Genomic DNA, 15959 nt, shown 5'->3' with positions numbered 1-15959 from the left:
GCGGCGGAAGCAACACGCGTGGGTTTGTACGACGCGTATCTCGCGGTTCGCCATCGCTTCCACGAGGGGAATCCTCCCGAGCACGTCGCGCTCGTGCTCACCGAACGGGACCTCCTCGCAGACGGCGCCTTCGACACGCTGACGTCGGCGCTCCAGTGGGCGCTGGAGTACGGTGCGACGCGGGTCACCGTTTCGGTCTCCGTCCTCGACGCCGCCGTCGTCTCGACGCTCACGCGCGAGCTCCGCCGACTCGATACGCCGGCTCCGGCGGTGGTCCGGGACCCGAACGACGTGGCGGCCGCCGACGAGTCGACCGACGCCGCCGATCGGACCTCGCTCGGTGACCGCACTCCGGCCGACGCCCCCATCCGGATCGTCGTCGGTCTCGGCGGCAAAGCGGAGTTCGCGGCCGCGGTCCGCGATATCGCGGTCGACGTCGACGCCGGGCGGCTCGACCCCCACGCGATCGACGCGACCGACATCACGGACCGGCTCGTGTTCCCCGAAGAGCCCGACCTCGTGATCAAGACGGGCGCCGAGCGGCTCTCCGACTTCGCCATCTGGCAGTCGGTGTACGCCGAGCTCTACTTCACGGACGTGAACTGGCGCGACTTCAGGAAACGGGACTACCTCCGAGCGGTGCTGGATTTCCAAGACCGGCAGCGCCGGTTCGGTCGGTAAGTGCCGACAGATCGGCGCTCACCGGCCGTCTGTGATTCCTTCCCCGCTCTTCTCCTCTCCCCCTGCGACCGAGCGGCCCGCTACCAGACGAACGAGAACAGCACCCAGAACGTTCCCAACGCGCCGACCGTCGAGAGGATCGGGACGACGTTCTGCATCAGAACGACGCGCGCGCTGGTCCCGGGATTGAACAGGTCGGCCGCGGAGGGGATGTCCGCCGGGTCGCCTTCCCCGATCGCGGGCATCTCGTCGGCTTTGAGCGCGCCGACCGACACGTTCGGCTCCTTCTCGCCGCGGATCCCTTGTTTGACCGTGACGGTCCGGGTCGCGCGCCCCCCCCCGAGCCCGACGATCGACATCGTCGCGATGATCACGAACGAGGCCGGAATCCCGACCGCGGACAGGCTGATCACGATCCCAGACGAGACCACGGCGACGACGATCGCCGCGGTGAGCGGCAGTTCGGTGATATCGTTACCGAGCGTGTCCAGCGTCCGGCGGGCGATGGTGAACGCGCCGACGGCGACCGCGGCGCTCCCGAGGAGGATCATCGGCGTCATCTCCACGCCGTCGAGCGCGACGAGCGGCGCGATCGCGTTCGCGATGTTCGACGTGCCGGACGAGAAGGCCATCAGACAGCCGATGGCGATGACGACGACGCCGCCGAACAGCTCTCGGCGGGTGGTGTTCGGTCCCGCGACCGGCTTGGGGACGACGCCGGAGCGGTCGATCTCGAACAGCGCGCCGTCGGTGCTCTCGATCGCCACCCAGCGGTCGATCGCCGGGTAGAAGTACCGCCCGACGACGCCCGAGACCCAGAAGCCGATGATCGGCGCGACGAGCCACCAGATGGCGATCTCGCCCATCACGGCCCGGTTGAGGGTGCCCGTCGCCAGCCCGAGTCCGGCGATCGCGCCCACGGCCGTCATCGACGTCGACGCCGGCACGCCCGCGTAGTTCCCGACGAACAGCGCGCCGCCGATGAAAAACAGCACGATGATGCTCGTCTCGAGGGTGAACACGTCCGCGCCGGTGATGAGGTCCTCTCCCAGGGTCGTCACGACGCGCTGCCCCAGCGTGCCCGCTCCGATGAAAAAGAAGATCGACATCAGCGCCGCGGCGCCCGCCTTCGAGATAACCTTGGCGCCGACCGCCGGCCCGAACGCCGGTCCGGTCGTCGCACCGCCGATGTTGTACCCGACGAACGCTGCGACCACGAATCCGATAAGAAGGAGGACTTCAACCATATATCAACACTAACAGGACACGCAGGGTTAAACGAACAGGTTCCGCTCCGTCGACGGCGGCGTCGTATTTAAAAGGTTAGTGACGCTGTGACCGCAGGAAGTGCACCGGCCGAGATTTGAACTCGGGTTGCAACCATGGCAAGGTTGCGTGATACCACTACACTACCGGTGCGTGCTTCGCATCTCCACGTTGGACCGAGGCTCACTTAAATCTGTCACATTCGACCGACGCTGGCGCCGCCCGTCGCTCTCGCCGCGGTGGATCGTGCCGGCGCGTCGTCGACGCCGCCTCACCGAAACGAGCGCGCCGGTCACCGCCCGCGTTCCGCAGCGATCTCATCCGCGTGCGCTCGGACAAGATCACCGAAGACGGCCGCCTCCGCCTCTTCTTGCCGCTCGTCGTCGCGTCGGTCGCGCAGGCGGTGCTTGATCGCGCGGAGAGCGTCCGGCTTCCCGCCCGCGATCTCGTCGGCGACCGCCCGCGGATCGTCGACGATCCGCGAGACGAGTCCGGTCCGAAGCGCCGCCTCGGCGTCGAGCACGCGCCCCGAGAGCGCGAACTCGAGGGCGTCGCCTTCGCTCATCACTCGCGGCAGCCGGACTGTCCCGCCCCAGGCGCCGAACAGCCCGAACGCCACGGCCGGCTCGGCGAACGTCGCCGCGGGCGTGGCGACCCGCACGTCGGCGGCCAGCGCGAGTTCGACGCCGCCGCCACGGGCCGCGCCGTCGACGCCACAGACGACGACGGTGTCGCTCTCGGCGATCGCGGCGGTCATCCGCTGTCCCGCGCGGGCGAACGCCTCGGGATCGTCGAGGGCGGCGACGGCGTCGAGGTCGGCGCCGGCACAGAAGGCGTCGCCGGCGCCGCGGAGGTAGGTGACCGGTTGTGCGGCGGTGTCGACGGCGGTGCGGAGCGCGTTCAGATCGTCCGGTTGCAGCGCGTTTCGGCGCTCCGGCCGATCGATCGTGACGGTACGGACGGTCTCCTCGTCTCGGGTGCGGATCACGTGCGTGGATCCCGTTCGTTTCCAAAGGTCTTTGCCCCTCCCTCGCGTATCCGACGACAATGGACGATGCCGCGCGAGCGCGCGACGCAGCCCGCGAGGCGCTCGCGGACGTCGAGCCCGAACAACTGCGCGAGACCCTCGAAACCCGTATCGTTGATGCCGCCGTCACGCCCGGCGTGCTGGCGCTCGTTACCGCCCGTGCGCTCGACCCCGATATCGACCCGTCAGAGGTGGTCGAACGCGCGGCCGGCGTCCAACTCATCTACGAGGGACTCCGGCTCACCCGCTCGGTGGCTCACGCCGAGCCGTGGGTGACCGCGGCCACCGAGGAGTCCGACATCGAGGCCGACATGGACGTGCTCACCGCCGACGTGCTCGTCTCTCGCGGCTTCTCGCTGCTCGCGTGCACCGACGCGGCGGCGGCCGCCGTCGAAGTGGTCCGCAGCTTCGGCCGGGACCAGACGCTCCGCGACGAGACCGACCCGGCGGCGGCGACCGCGCTCGACCGGAACTTGGAGATCGACGCCCTCGAACTCGCGGTCGTCGCCGGGACGACCGCCGTCGGCGGCGATCCGCCCGAGGAACTGCTGGCGTACGCCCGCGAGCTGGCGGCCGACTACGACGGCGAATTCCCGCCGTCGGGCCGCGCGCTCCCGGACGCGACGGCCGACCGGATCGCCGACATCTCCGACCGCGCCGTCAGCGCGACGGATCGGTGATCGGGACCGACCGACGGCGGCGACTTTCCGGCGTGCGTCTCCGTGACGAGACGCCCCGGGATCGAAACCCATAAAGTCAGCTCCGGTCAACGAGGAGTTACGCGCCTGGGTAGCTTAGCGGTAAAGCGCGTCCTTGGTAAGGACGAGACCCCGGGTTCAAATCCCGGCCTAGGCTTTCTGCGCGTCTCGTCTGTCCTCCCACGAGCGATAGCGTGTTGTCTGTCGACAGTTCGCGATCGGTCGGCCGTCTGGTGGCGTCGCCCGTAATCTGACAGTCGTTAATGATCTTTTGTACCGTAATATTTGCCAGCTTGACGAGAGAGTTACGGATCTTTTTGGATATTATCGCGTTATTGGTTGCAGTCTGTGTAAAAATCGGCCCAAAATCTGACGCCCGAATCTTTCGTAACTTATTATAGTGATTGGTTGTTGTTTGTGGTATGCCAAGTCGGCACGAAGATTCCGGTGAGAGCCGGACGATCAATCGACGTAATGTTCTCTCCACGATCGGGGCGGCCGGTGCCGTCGGCCTCGCCGGTTGCGGCGATCAGTCCGGTTCCGGCGACGACGGAAGCGGTAACGGGAGCGGCGACGGAAGCAGCGACGGCGGAAGCGGCGGCGACGGGTTGTTCCCCCTCCAGGTGCAGCTCGAAGTGAACGCGGACAACAGCGACCGCGTGCAGATGGTCGAGCTCATCGCCGAATCGATGGAGCAGACCGAGTACTTCGAGACCGAAATCGAGACGTACGAGTGGAACACGTACGTCGGCCGCGTCCTCGACCCCGAGTACCAGGACAACGGGTTCATTCCCTGTATCGGGCTGTCCGGCACCTTCAACCCGGAGAGCTTCTGTAACGCCCTCCACCACTCCGATAACATCGGCGCGTGCTGTAACCTCAACGGGATCAGCGACTCCGAACTGGACGAGCTGATGGACTCCGCGCGGTACGGTCAGGAAGTCGCACAGGACAACGCGCTCCGCGCCGAGCGGTACGACGAGGTCTGGAACTACCTCGCCGAGGAGCGATACAGCTCGATCACGCACTTCGATCTGGAGACGTCCGTCTCCAACACGGACGTGCACGGGTTCGAGATGTGGCCGTTCCAGGAGGGCATGTACAGCTACAACATGTTCGCGCCGCAGGACGAGCAGATCATGTGGATCGACCGCGACACCGCCGCGGGCGACTCCGAGCTGTCCGACCTCGTCGAGGGCGGCACCCTGTCCATCGCGGTGGGCGCGAACATCGAGTCGTTCGACCCGCCGCACAGCAGCGACACGACGTCGACGCTGGCACAGAACTTCCTCTTCGAGAGCCTCGTCGCGAACGACACCGAGGGCAACATCTACCCGTGGCTCGCGGAGAGCTACGAGCTGCTCGACACGACCGACATCGACCGGACCGCCTACGCGGACTACATGAGCACGGTCGAGACGACCGAGGAGGGCGTCCCGGACACCGACGAGCAGATCATCATCCAACACCCCGAGGACAACCCGGCCGAGGACGACGAGGTCCGCGTGCTGCTCCCCGACGACGCCGTCGAGGCGGCCGAGGACGGCACCTACGGGATGCACTACCGGTACTCCCTCCAGGAGGGCGTCGAGTTCCACAACGGCGACGAGATGACCGCCGAGGACGTCGTCGCCACCTACGAGTACTACGAGAACTCGCAGCTGGCGCCCCAGACGTTCGACTCGGTGCTGACCGCCGTCGAAGTCGACGAGTACACGGTCGACGTGTACGCGCAGATCGCCGACGCCGAGGCGGAGCGCGAGCTGCCCGGCATCCTCGTACTCAACGCGAACCAGCTCGCCGAGATCGAGAAGGGAAGCCTCGACCCGCGCGAGGACAACGTCCCCATCGGGACCGGCCCCTACGAGTTCGCCGAGTTCGAAGACGAGCAGTACTACGAGGTCACGAAGTCCGACAACTACTGGGTCGAACAGCAGGGCGTCGCCGAGGCGTTCAGCTGGTTCGACGGCTCCGACGCGTTCCCCGACGGCCCGGTCATCGACGGGTTCGAAGTCGAGATCGTGCCGGACGATTCCACTCGATCCGGTGCGCTCCAGAACGGCGAGATCGACTCCACGTACGGGCTCAACTCGTCGACGCTCGACGACTTCGACTCCTCGGAGGACTACATCGTCTACGGCGTCGAGACGGGCGGCTACGAGTACATCCAGTACCCCGTCAACGTCGAGCCGTTCGACGACCCGCGTCTCCGGAAGGCGATCAACCACCTGATCCCGCGTCAGGCGATCGTCGAGAACGTCCTGAACGGCTACGGCCGTCCCGCGTGGACGGACCTCCCCGAACTCGCACAGGGGAGCGGGACGGCGGACTACGACGCGTTAGAAGACGAGATCCGGCCGACCAACGAGTACGACCCCGAGCGCGCCGCGGAGCTACTCGAGGAGATCGCCGCGGAAAACTAACTCGCCGCCGCGCTCGACACCCGGTTCCGTTTCGAAACGACCGACAACCGCACCCATCTACTGACAAATGACCCTCTCACGGTGACCAAGCGACGATGAGCCTCCAACGTTTCATCCTGAAACGCGCACTATCAGTGATCCCGATCATGTTCGGCGTCTCGGTGATCACCTTCGGACTGTTCCACCTCACGCCCGGCGACCCGGTGACGCAACTGGTCGCGTTGAACCCAGACGTGAGCGCGGCCGAGGAGGCCGCCCTCCGCGAGCGCTGGGGCCTCTCCGGTCCGGTGTGGGAGCAGTATCTCACGTGGATCTCGAACGTGCTGGTCGGCGACTTCGGCCAGGAACTCCGAACCGGCCGCGAGGTGTCCGCCATCGTGTGGCGACGCCTCCCCGAGACGATCGCGCTCGGCCTCTTCGGCTGGGCGTTCGCGCTCGTGATCGCCATCCCGGCCGGGATCTACGCGGCGGTCAACAAGGACCAACTCGGCGACACCGTCAGCCGCTTCGTCGCGCTGTCGGGGATCTCGATTCCGAACTTCTGGCTCGGACTCATGTTGATCCTGATATTCTCGCTGTACCTCGGGCTGTTCCCCGTGTTACCGCCGTCGAGACAGCCGCTGTACCACCCGGACATGCTGTGGTACCTGATACTGCCGGGCGTCACGATCGGCACCGCGTCCGCGGCGAGCATCATGCGCGTGATGCGGACGTCGATGACCGAGGAGCTGAACAAGGAGTACGTCACGGCGGCCCGCGCGAAGGGGCTCCCCGAGCGAACGGTGATCTTGAAACACGTGCTCCGCAACTCGCTCATCTCGGTGGTCACGCTGGCGGCGACGCTCACGGCGTCCATCGTCGCGGGCTCGGTCGTCGTCGAGGTCGTCTTCAACTGGCCGGGGCTCGGCCGGGAGTTCATCAACGCGATCAACCAACGCGAGATCAACGTGGTGATGGCTATCACGCTGTTCACCGGCTTCTTCGTCATTCTCGCGAACCTCGTCGCGGACATCGTGTACGCGGCGCTCGATCCGAGGATCAGATATGACTGAGAAACGACAGACACACGACGAGCGCGGTCGGATCCGGGTCACCGGATTCGACTCCGACCGCGTCACGGAGCGGGATCCCCTCTCCGACTGGACGGACGGAACGAGCGGTGAGACGGTCGGCCGCTGGCGTCGCGGGCTGCAGCGGTTCAAACGGAACCGATCGGCGATGGGCGCGTTGGTCATCGTCGTGCTGATGGCGCTCGCGGCGACGTTCGCCCGGCCCATTTCGGTGTTCGGTGTCGTCGTGCAGCCCTTCTCGCTGGCGCCGTACGACCCGACCACGATCCTGTATCTCCAGGACCCGTCCGTGAGCACGTACGACCCGCCGTCGTGGGACTACCCGATGGGGGTCGACGGCTCCGGCCGCGACCTGTTCTCGCGGATCCTCGTCGGCGGCCGGTACAGCCTCTCCATCGGCTTCATCGTCGTCGGACTGACGGCGTCGATCGGGCTGATATACGGCGCGGTCTCCGGGTACTACGGCGGCAACGTCGACGAGCTGATGATGCGGATCGTCGACACGATATTCGCGTTCCCCGGGCTCATCCTGGCGCTCATCATCGTCGCCATTCTCGGCGGTGGCTACTGGCAGCTCGTGTTGGCGTTCAGCCTCTTCGGCTGGGCCGGCTACGGCCGGCTCGTCCGCGGCGAGGTGTTGAAAATCAAAGAGAACGAGTACGTCATGGCGGCGAAGGCGCTCGGCGCGCGCGACCGCTCCGTCGTCTTCAGGCACATCGCGCCCAACGCGATGCCGCCGCTCATCGTGCTGGCGTCGCTCAACATCGGAAGCGTCGTGATCGGCGTCGCCGCGCTCGGCTTCTTAGGACTCGGGATGGACCCGAGCACGGCCGAGTGGGGGACCATGCTCGACGCGACGCGAGAGACCCTGATTCAGGGCCCAGACGGGCAGATCCCCTGGTGGGCGACGGTGTTCCCCGGTGCGGCGATCTTCGTATTCGTGATGTCGATGAACATGATCGGTGACGGAATCAACGACGCGTTGGACGCACAACAGACCGGCGTCGGCCGCGGGGGTGAAGACTGATGGCCCCGCTGCTCGAAGTGAAGGACCTCACGGTCCGGTTTTACACGCAGGAGGGCGTCGTCACCGCCGTCGACGGCCTCTCGTATCGGATCGAGAGCGGCGAGAAGTTCGGCGTGGTCGGCGAGAGCGGCGCGGGCAAAAGCGTCACCGCGCTCTCCGTGCTGCGGCTCATCGACAGCCCCGGACAGATCGAGAGCGGCGAGATCCTGTTTAAAGGCGAGGACCTCTTGGAGATGTCCGAATCGGAGATCCGGTCGATCCGCGGCAACGAGATCGCGATGATCTTCCAGGACGCACAGACCGCGTTGAACCCGGTGTACTCCGTGGGCGGTCAGATCGCCGAGGCGATCGAACACCACCTCGATTACACTCCCGAAGAGGCGCGCGATCGGACCATCCAACTGCTCGACCGCGTCGGGATTCCCGAGGCCGAAGCGCGGTTCTCGGACTACCCGCACGAGTTCTCGGGCGGGATGCAACAGCGGGCGATCATCGCGATGGCCCTGTCGTGTGACCCCGATCTGATCGTCGCCGACGAGCCGACGACCGCGCTCGACGTGACGATCGAAGCGCAGATCCTCGACGAACTGCGCGAACTCGCCGACGAGTTCGACACCGCCATCCAGCTCATCACCCACGACCTCGGAGTCATCGCCGAGGTGTGCGACCGCGTCATGGTGATGTACGCCGGCAAGCCGGTGGAGAAGGCGTCGGTCGAAGAGCTGTACTACGACCCGAAGCACCCGTACACGGTCGGGCTGATGAGCTCGATCCCGCGGGTCGGCGACGGGCGCGACCGGCTCCAGACCATCCCCGGCACGATGCCGGACCTCGTCGAGTTGCCCTCCGGCTGTAGCTTCCACCCGCGGTGTCCGTTCGCCGAGGAGCAGTGCACCCGGACCGAACCGGCCCTCACCGACGTCGAGACCGGTCGTGAGGCGACGCTCGACACCGAGCACGCCGCGGCCTGTATCGAGTACACCGAGGGACTCTCGCAGGGGCTCACCTACTCCGTCGAAGTCGACGGGCCGGCGGACGACGCCGTCTCGCAGTACGTGGAGGGCGATTCCCGTGAGTGACGCCGAACCGATCCTGCGCGTCGACGGCTTAGAGAAGTACTACGACTCGACGGGCGGGTTCATCGACAAGCTGCTCGGCCGGTCGCAGTGGGTGAAGGCGGTCGACGGCGTCGACCTCGAGCTGTACGAGGGCGAGACCCTCGGCGTCGTCGGCGAGTCCGGCTGCGGCAAGACGACGCTGGGCCGGAGCATGCTCCGACTGATCGAGCCGACCGGCGGCTCCGTCTACTACAAGGGACGAGACCTCACCGAGCTGTCGAGCTCGGAACTCCGGAACCTCCGGAAGGACGTCCAGTACATCTTCCAAGACCCCTTCTCCAGTCTGAACCCGCGGTTGACCGTCGGCGACATCATCGGCGAGCCGCTGGACATCCACGACATCGCGTCCGGCGACGACCGGACCGAGCGGATCTACGAACTGCTCGAAACGGTCGGGCTGAACCCGAGCCACGCCAACCGCTACCCGCACGAGTTCTCGGGTGGGCAGCGCCAGCGGATCGGGATCGCCCGCGCGCTCGCGGTCGACCCCGAGGTGATCGTCTGTGACGAGCCGGTCTCGGCGCTCGACGTGAGCGTGCAAGCGCAGATCCTCAACCTCTTGGAGGATTTACAAGACGAGTTCGGGCTCTCGTACGTGTTCATCGCGCACGACCTCAGCGTCGTCGAGCACATCTCCGACCGCATCGCCGTGATGTACCTCGGCGAGATCGCCGAGGTCGGTCCCACGCGCGACGTGTTCGAGCCGCCTTCACACCCGTACACGGAGGCGTTACTCTCGGCGATCCCCGAGCCCGACCCGCTGTGGGAGGGCGAGCAGATATTCCTGTCCGGGACCGTCCCGTCGCCGCTCGATCCGCCCTCGGGCTGCCGGTTCCACACGCGGTGTCCGAAGGTGATCCGCGACGGCGACTACGACCTCTCACAGGACGTCTGGCGCTCGATCATGGACTTCAAGCTCCGGGCGCGGCAGGCGGAGTCGGTCGAGTCGGTGACCGCGGAGCTGGCGGACGACGTCTCCGGTTCGCGCGCGGACCCCGAGACGGCGTCTCGAGAGGTGTTCGGGCGGATGGTCCGGAAAGAGTTCGACCTGCCGGCGGAGCTGTCCGACGCCGCCTCCGAAGACGCCGTCCGCGAGGCGATCGACACGCTCCACGACGGGCGGATCGCGGCGGCGTTGACGCTGCTCGAAGACGCATTCACCACGCCCTGCGCTGAGATCCACCCGACCGGCTACGACGCCGGCACCGACCACCAGATCGCGTGTCTCCGCTACGACGACCGCTTCGACGAAACGACGGAGACGTTCGACGCCGCCGGTGAGGCGGCCGCCGACAGCGGCGTGAGCGCCGGTGCCGGTACCGGTGCCGACGACGAGCGCGGCCACGCGGACGACTGAATCGCGGTCGGCACACCGACCGGGAATTCGCGAGCGAGGCGTGCTCGACCGCTCGCCGTAACCCTTTCTTTCCACCTTCTCCTAGGGTCGTCGATGCGCCGGATCTACGAGTCGGACGCGATCCACCGCGACGACGACGAGGCGCACGTCCCGAACGAGCGGCGTCGAAACACGACGCTCCAGGCCATGCGCTCGGTCCCGTCGTCGACGCTGAGCGACCTGTTGGTGCCGCGTCGGCTCCGCCACCGGTTCGTCACCGTCGACGTGCAGACGCCGGAGCAGGAGTACGCGGTCGGCGAGCCGATCCCGTTCGCGGTGACGATCCGCAACCGGATGCCGTTCCCGGTGTCGATCCCGACGGTCTCGCCGCTGCTGTGGGAGTGGACGGTCGACGGCAACGTCGAGGCCTCCGAGGTGCCGCTTCGGGACCCGCCGGAGGAGGCGGGGAGCTTCGCGTTCGACCGCGGCGAGCGCAAGGAGTTCCGGAAGCGCTGGGACCAGTTGGTTCGCGTCTCCGACAGCGAGTGGACGCCGGCCGCGCCCGGCACGCACACGATCGGCGCCGCGATCAACACCGCGGACGCCGAGCGAACCGGCCTCTCCGCGGAGACGACCGTCGAAATCGTCCGCTGATCGGCGCCGCGCCAACGCTATTTATCACGACTTATACGGCTCAGAACGTCTCGCACGGTCCGTTACCGCTCGTTACGGCGTGATACCCGTGTCGTCTCCGGGCGTGGCGACCGCCTGCGGGTCGAGTTCGAGGAGGTGCTCGTCGCAGTCCACACACCGGATCGCGACGACCTCGTGCGCCAGACAGCACGACTCCACGGTGTCGGCCGTGGCGGCGACCTCGCCGCCGCACACCGGACACGTCGTGTGGAACGACCGGAGCGACTGGAGGATCGAGAGCCGCTGTTCGGCGGGGACCTCCAGCCAGCGGTCGGTGCGGTCTTCGAGCGCGAGGTGCGAGGCGACGTCCGAGAGGAACGCGCCGTCGCCCGGCCACTTGCGGACCCGTCTCCGGACCGTCACCGCGGGGTACGGCCGGTCCTCGATCGAGACCTGGTCCGGTTCGACGCCGAACATCGTCGCGAGCGTCTCGACGTCGACGTCGCGGCGTTCGAGCGACGAGACGTGCGCCGCGACCCGGTCCGCGAACGTCTCCTCGAACGCCAGCTCCTCGGTCCCGTCCGTCGGCTCGACGACGCCGGTTTCGAGGAGGAATTCGACGGGGTCGACCGCGTTCTCGCGCCGGTCGCGGATCCGCTTGACCGTCTCGAACTCCGGCTCGTCGGAGCCGGCGCCGCCGCTCCCTGTGCCGTCGTTGAGGCTCCCCGCCTCACTCGCACCGGTGTCGCGGTCCGTCACGACCCGACCGGCTCCGACCCGATCGGGGTCGTCGCCCGTCACCGCCGCCGTCTCGTCGGTGACGGTCACGGGGCCGCCGCCTTCCCAGCCCTCGCGCGGGCCGCCGGGCGCCTTCCCGAACAGCGCGAGCACCTGCTCGGGGAGGTACCGCTTCGTTAGCTCCGGCGTCCCGGGGACGAGGTAGCCGCGGAAGTAGATGCTCGCCATCGATCCGGTGAAGACGGCGAGCGCGGCGACCGGCCCCAGTACCGCCGAAACGGCCGTCAGCGCCACGGCGAGCGCGACGTTGATCGCGGTACACGGCACACAGCGGTTCTCGCCCGTGTACTCCGGCTCGCGGAACGCGTCGAGCAGCGACGAATCGCGGGATCCCATACGACGGGGTACGGTCGAAGCGGTAAAAACGGGCGGCATCCGGCGACCGTCGAGCCGAACTCGCGGAGGCGGCGCGGTCGCAAGGCGAATACGGCTGGCGATCGACGGATCGGGTATGACGTTCGGCGACCTTTTCGAGCGGGCCGCTCGGTACGACGTGGACGAGGACGCGGTGCGTGCGGCGCTCGTCGACCGGCGTTCGGACGGCGACGGTGAGACGAACGAAAACGACGCAGAAGACGGTGAGGAGGCGACGCACGACGCCTCGTCGTCCGATCGCGACCCCAGTCCGGCGCGGGTGGTGGCCGACGCCGACGTGCTCGCCGCGGACCTCCTCGTCGGCGGGCCGGCCAGGGACGCGCTCGACGCGCTGCGCTCGCACTCGTGGACGGCGCTCGTCGCTAGCGATCCCCTCCTCGACGACGCCGAGTCGGTGATCGCGTCGCTCGCGGACGCCGCGCTGGCGGCCGACTGGCGGACGGCGATCGAGGCGTGGCGGGTCCCGATCGCGCACCCCGCGGACGACCACCCGGCGTTGGCGTCGGCGTACCGCGGCGCCGCCATGCAGGTCGTGAGCCTCGACCCGTCGCTCACCGGCCCGCGGGCCGCGGCCGGACTGCGGGACCGACTGCCCGTGAGCGTCCGCGAACCGCGAGCGTTCGCGGTCGTGTTCTCGCCCGCGAAGCTCTATCCGGAAGCCGTCGGCGGCGAGTATCCCGGCCCGGACCGCGATCCGCGCTCGATGGCTCCGCTCCGCTCCGACGGGGACCAGCACGGATAAACCGCCGCCGACCCGACCGAGGGTAATGACCGATCCGGACGCGGGCTCCACGAGCGGCCCGTCCGCCGACGGCGACGCCACCGCCGCTACCGACGGCGACGCCACCACTTCCGTCACCGGCGGTGACGCGCCCGAACTCCCGGCCGACCTCGACGCGGTTCGCGACGCGCTGGTCGGCTGGTACGAGGCGGACCACCGCGACTTCCCGTGGCGACGCACCGCCGACCCGTACGAGATTCTCGTCAGCGAGGTGATGAGCCAGCAGACCCAACTCGACCGGGTCGTCCCCGCGTGGGAGGACTTCCTCGACGAGTGGCCGACGGCCGCGGCCCTGGCGGCCGCCGACCGCGGCGACGTGGTCGCGTTCTGGTCCGGCCACTCGCTCGGCTACAACAACCGCGCGAAGTACCTCCACGAGGCGGCCGGGCAGGTCGAAACCGAGTACGACGGCGCGTTTCCCGAGTCGCCCGCCGAGCTCCAGGCGCTGATGGGCGTCGGCCCGTACACCGCGAACGCGGTGGCGTCGTTCGCGTTCAACAACGGCGACGCCGTCGTCGACACCAACGTGAAGCGCGTGCTCCACCGCGCGTTCGCGGTCCCGGACGACGACTCGGCGTTCGAGCGGGTCGCGTCGCGCGTGATGCCCGACGGCGAATCTCGCGTCTGGAACAACGCGATCATGGAATTGGGCGGCGTCGCCTGCGGGACGACGCCCCGCTGTGACGAGGAGGGCTGCCCGTGGCGCGAGTGGTGTCACGCCTATCGGACCGGCGACTTCACCGCCCCCGACGTGCCCACACAGCCGAGCTTCGAGGGAAGTCGGCGGCAGTTCCGCGGGCGCGTGGTGCGCGTGCTCGGCGAGTACGACGCGCTGCCGCTCGACGACCTCGGCCCGCGGATTCGGGTCGATTACGCGCCCGACGGCGAGCACGGGCGGGAGTGGCTCCGCGGACTCGTCGACGACCTCGCCGAGGACGGGCTGGTCGCGGTCGACGGCGACGCGGCGGAACACGACGGTCCCGTCGTATCGCTTCGCCGGTGAACCGTCACCCGTTTATCGCGGGAGTCGGAAGGGAACCCATGAGCGAAACCGTCGACTCCGACCTCTACACGCGGACGAAGGCGCTTCTGGAGCCGGGCGACATCGAACTCCTCGGCTGTATCGTCCACACGACGCTCGAGGGGCAAGAGGACCTGGAGATGCACGAGCTCACCGTCGACGCCAACGAGGTCATCGCCGACCACGCGGGCAAAGGCGAGACGTACATCGAGGCCGGCAACGACGACACGAACTTCTCGTCGAACCAGTTTCAGGGGCTCACCCTCGACGACGAGGCGTTCGTCTGGGAGTGCCAGCAACTCCTCCGAAGCGGCACCTTCGATCTGGTCTTCTACTACGAGGCCGGCGTCGATCAAGAGGCGCTCGCGGCCGATCTCGAAGCGCTCGACGGCGTCGACCGCGTGACGCAGGTCCCGTGAGGACGACACGCTCCGAACACGCTTCGCAGCCGTGACCGACACCGTCCTCGTCCCCGGCGGCCGCGACGTGCGCGGCACCCTCGACACCGCCGCGAGCGACGGCTCTCGGGCCGACGCGGTCGTCGTCGCCTGTCCGCCCCACCCGCAACAGCGCGGTCACCGCGGCGACCAGCGGCTCACGGCCGTCAGCGATGCACTCTCCGCGCACGGGATCGACTGTCTCCGGTTCGATTACGGCGACTGGGACGAGGGGTACGGCGAGAGCACCGACGCCGACGCGGCCGTCGGCTGGGCGACCGAGCGCTACGACCGCGTGGGGCTGTTCGGCTTCTCGTTCGGCGCCACGGTCGCGCTCGTGACGGCCGCGTCCCGACCCGGGCTCGCCGGCGTCTGCGCGCTCGCGCCGACCGCCCGCCTGAATCCCGACGTGGACGCTGTCGCCGCCCTCGACGACCTCGTCGCGCTCGGCGTCCCGGCCCGGATCGTCTACGGGACCCGCGACTCGACGGCCGACTGGAAGCCCGTGGTCGAGCGGGCCGAGGCGCTCGCCGTCGAGACCGTCGCGTTCGAGTCCGATCACTTCTTCGTCGGTCGGGCCGGCGACGTCGGCGAGACGGTCGCCGAGTTTCTGGCGCCGCGCTTGCGGGACGCCGTCTGAGTCGGTCGGATAGACCCGTTCCGCCGCGCTTACCGCAGGCCGTCGATCAGCTCTGCGGCCATCCGCTCGCCGCGAGCGGGGTCGTACCCCTCTCGTCGGAGGTGTTCGCGGGGGGCGACGTACGGGTTCCGCTCCCAGTGGGCCCACACCTCCGTTCCGCCGTCGGGCGCCGGGAACAGCCGCACGTGGACCTGCCAATCGCCGGTGATGCCGCCGGGGCGGTGGACGAAACTCCCGACCTCGTGGACCGGTTCGCCGTCTCGGTCGTACGCGTGGAAGTAGGCGCGGATCTGCTCTGAAAACCCGGCGTCGGGAAGCCGCGCCCGCGTTTCGGCCGGGGTCGCGCTGAGTCGTCCGGCGTACTCGTCCGCCGGCGGCGGCAGGACCCGAACGTGGGCGGGGACGCCGTCGTCGGGGAGCCGAGCGAGGAGCCGACCGGAAGCGAGTCGGAGCCGCCAGAACCCGGTGGTTCGGACGAAGAGGAACGCGAGGGACAGCGCGACGAATGTCGTCCGCCACGGCCACGCGAGCCGCGATATCGAGCGCACGGCTGGGAGAGCGGAAAACGCGGGGAGCGCGGGAAGCGCGGGAAGCGAGAGAAGCGAAGGGAGGAGCCGCCGACCAGCCA

At 68.2% G+C, this 15959-nt stretch carries 16 protein-coding genes and 2 tRNA genes; 13 read left to right on the top strand and 5 right to left on the bottom strand.

Annotated elements, in window-relative coordinates; all coding sequences use genetic code 11:
* Window positions 1-18: 18 nt before the first annotated feature.
* Window positions 19-681 (top strand): undecaprenyl diphosphate synthase family protein, encoded by a 663-nt coding sequence (locus C461_RS10420; RefSeq protein WP_008001019.1) that lies wholly within the window; start codon window positions 19-21, stop codon window positions 679-681.
* 80 nt (window positions 682-761) lie between these two features.
* On the opposite strand, the gene C461_RS10415 is transcribed toward C461_RS10420, so the two are convergent.
* The 3 genes from C461_RS10415 to C461_RS10405 all read right to left on the bottom strand — a co-directional run bounded on the left by C461_RS10415 (window position 762) and on the right by C461_RS10405 (window position 2935).
* A complete protein-coding gene (locus C461_RS10415; RefSeq protein ID WP_049906541.1) occupies window positions 762-1928 on the bottom strand; it encodes an inorganic phosphate transporter in 1167 nt (388 codons plus the stop codon).
* A gap of 101 nt (window positions 1929-2029) precedes the next feature.
* Window positions 2030-2100: transfer RNA gene (locus C461_RS10410), tRNA-Gly, on the bottom strand.
* Between the two features lie 139 nt (window positions 2101-2239).
* Window positions 2240-2935, bottom strand: coding sequence for an enoyl-CoA hydratase/isomerase family protein (locus tag C461_RS10405; protein ID WP_008001017.1), 696 nt, complete (start codon window positions 2933-2935; stop codon window positions 2240-2242).
* A gap of 59 nt (window positions 2936-2994) precedes the next feature.
* Here C461_RS10405 and C461_RS10400 point away from each other — a divergent pair, with 59 nt between their 5' ends.
* The 8 genes from C461_RS10400 to C461_RS10365 all read left to right on the top strand — a co-directional run bounded on the left by C461_RS10400 (window position 2995) and on the right by C461_RS10365 (window position 11300).
* Window positions 2995-3654 carry a DUF7114 family protein gene (locus tag C461_RS10400; protein WP_008001016.1) on the top strand — a complete coding sequence of 220 codons (660 nt, stop codon included), beginning with the start codon at window positions 2995-2997 and terminating at the stop codon, window positions 3652-3654.
* Between the two features lie 103 nt (window positions 3655-3757).
* Window positions 3758-3829: transfer RNA gene (locus C461_RS10395), tRNA-Thr, on the top strand.
* Window positions 3830-4337: 508 nt separating this feature from the next.
* Window positions 4338-6095, top strand: coding sequence for an ABC transporter substrate-binding protein (locus tag C461_RS10390; RefSeq protein WP_049906572.1), 1758 nt, complete (start codon window positions 4338-4340; stop codon window positions 6093-6095).
* 95 nt (window positions 6096-6190) lie between these two features.
* Complete coding sequence (locus tag C461_RS10385; protein ID WP_049906539.1) at window positions 6191-7147, top strand: ABC transporter permease; 957 nt, start codon at window positions 6191-6193, stop codon at window positions 7145-7147.
* Window positions 7140-8192, top strand: a complete 1053-nt coding sequence (locus tag C461_RS10380; protein ID WP_008001011.1) for an ABC transporter permease — start codon at window positions 7140-7142, stop codon at window positions 8190-8192. Before C461_RS10385 ends, C461_RS10380 begins: the two co-directional genes overlap by 8 nt.
* Window positions 8192-9271 carry an ABC transporter ATP-binding protein gene (locus C461_RS10375; protein ID WP_008001010.1) on the top strand — a complete coding sequence of 360 codons (1080 nt, stop codon included), beginning with the start codon at window positions 8192-8194 and terminating at the stop codon, window positions 9269-9271. Before C461_RS10380 ends, C461_RS10375 begins: the two co-directional genes overlap by 1 nt.
* Entirely contained in the window at window positions 9258-10667 is a 1410-nt protein-coding gene (locus tag C461_RS10370) for an ABC transporter ATP-binding protein (protein ID WP_049906570.1), read from the top strand. Before C461_RS10375 ends, C461_RS10370 begins: the two co-directional genes overlap by 14 nt.
* A 93-nt stretch (window positions 10668-10760) precedes the next feature.
* Window positions 10761-11300 carry a hypothetical protein gene (locus C461_RS10365; protein ID WP_008001006.1) on the top strand — a complete coding sequence of 180 codons (540 nt, stop codon included), beginning with the start codon at window positions 10761-10763 and terminating at the stop codon, window positions 11298-11300.
* Between the two features lie 72 nt (window positions 11301-11372).
* On the opposite strand, the gene C461_RS10360 is transcribed toward C461_RS10365, so the two are convergent.
* Window positions 11373-12413, bottom strand: a complete 1041-nt coding sequence (locus tag C461_RS10360) for a hypothetical protein (RefSeq protein WP_008001004.1) — start codon at window positions 12411-12413, stop codon at window positions 11373-11375.
* Window positions 12414-12528: 115 nt separating this feature from the next.
* Between C461_RS10360 and C461_RS10355 the strand changes: the two genes are divergently transcribed.
* The 4 genes from C461_RS10355 to C461_RS10340 are packed head-to-tail and all read left to right on the top strand — an operon-like array spanning window position 12529 to window position 15331.
* The gene (locus C461_RS10355; protein WP_008001003.1) at window positions 12529-13194 is read left to right on the top strand and encodes a DUF7384 family protein; all 666 of its coding nucleotides are present in this window, start codon (window positions 12529-12531) and stop codon (window positions 13192-13194) included.
* Between the two features lie 25 nt (window positions 13195-13219).
* Complete coding sequence (locus tag C461_RS10350) at window positions 13220-14236, top strand: A/G-specific adenine glycosylase (RefSeq protein WP_008001001.1); 1017 nt, start codon at window positions 13220-13222, stop codon at window positions 14234-14236.
* A gap of 38 nt (window positions 14237-14274) precedes the next feature.
* Window positions 14275-14673, top strand: a complete 399-nt coding sequence (locus C461_RS10345) for a DUF5778 family protein (RefSeq protein WP_008000998.1) — start codon at window positions 14275-14277, stop codon at window positions 14671-14673.
* A gap of 31 nt (window positions 14674-14704) precedes the next feature.
* Window positions 14705-15331 (top strand): alpha/beta hydrolase, encoded by a 627-nt coding sequence (locus C461_RS10340; RefSeq protein WP_008000996.1) that lies wholly within the window; start codon window positions 14705-14707, stop codon window positions 15329-15331.
* 29 nt (window positions 15332-15360) lie between these two features.
* Here C461_RS10340 and C461_RS10335 read toward each other — a convergent pair whose 3' ends face one another.
* Window positions 15361-15879 (bottom strand): hypothetical protein, encoded by a 519-nt coding sequence (locus C461_RS10335; protein ID WP_008000994.1) that lies wholly within the window; start codon window positions 15877-15879, stop codon window positions 15361-15363.
* Window positions 15880-15959: the final 80 nt, after the last annotated feature.

It is taken from the genome of Halorubrum aidingense JCM 13560, from assembly GCF_000336995.1.
GTDB lineage: Archaea > Halobacteriota > Halobacteria > Halobacteriales > Haloferacaceae > Halorubrum > Halorubrum aidingense.
This window is presented reverse-complemented; position numbering and strand designations above follow the sequence as displayed.

Excerpts from the sequence above, each read along its gene's own strand:
- C461_RS10380 (WP_008001011.1), top strand. The coding sequence starts at position 7,140 with ATGACTGAGAAACGACAGACACACGACGAGCGCGGTCGGATCCGGGTC.
- C461_RS10415 (WP_049906541.1), bottom strand. The coding sequence starts at position 1,928 with ATGGTTGAAGTCCTCCTTCTTATCGGATTCGTGGTCGCAGCGTTCGTC.
- C461_RS10355 (WP_008001003.1), top strand. The coding sequence starts at position 12,529 with ATGACGTTCGGCGACCTTTTCGAGCGGGCCGCTCGGTACGACGTGGAC.
- C461_RS10345 (WP_008000998.1), top strand. The coding sequence starts at position 14,275 with ATGAGCGAAACCGTCGACTCCGACCTCTACACGCGGACGAAGGCGCTT.
- C461_RS10390 (WP_049906572.1), top strand. The coding sequence starts at position 4,338 with ATGGTCGAGCTCATCGCCGAATCGATGGAGCAGACCGAGTACTTCGAG.
- C461_RS10400 (WP_008001016.1), top strand. The coding sequence starts at position 2,995 with ATGGACGATGCCGCGCGAGCGCGCGACGCAGCCCGCGAGGCGCTCGCG.
- C461_RS10350 (WP_008001001.1), top strand. The coding sequence starts at position 13,220 with ATGACCGATCCGGACGCGGGCTCCACGAGCGGCCCGTCCGCCGACGGC.
- C461_RS10385 (WP_049906539.1), top strand. The coding sequence starts at position 6,191 with ATGAGCCTCCAACGTTTCATCCTGAAACGCGCACTATCAGTGATCCCG.
- C461_RS10360 (WP_008001004.1), bottom strand. The coding sequence starts at position 12,413 with ATGGGATCCCGCGATTCGTCGCTGCTCGACGCGTTCCGCGAGCCGGAG.
- C461_RS10375 (WP_008001010.1), top strand. The coding sequence starts at position 8,192 with ATGGCCCCGCTGCTCGAAGTGAAGGACCTCACGGTCCGGTTTTACACG.
- C461_RS10365 (WP_008001006.1), top strand. The coding sequence starts at position 10,761 with ATGCGCCGGATCTACGAGTCGGACGCGATCCACCGCGACGACGACGAG.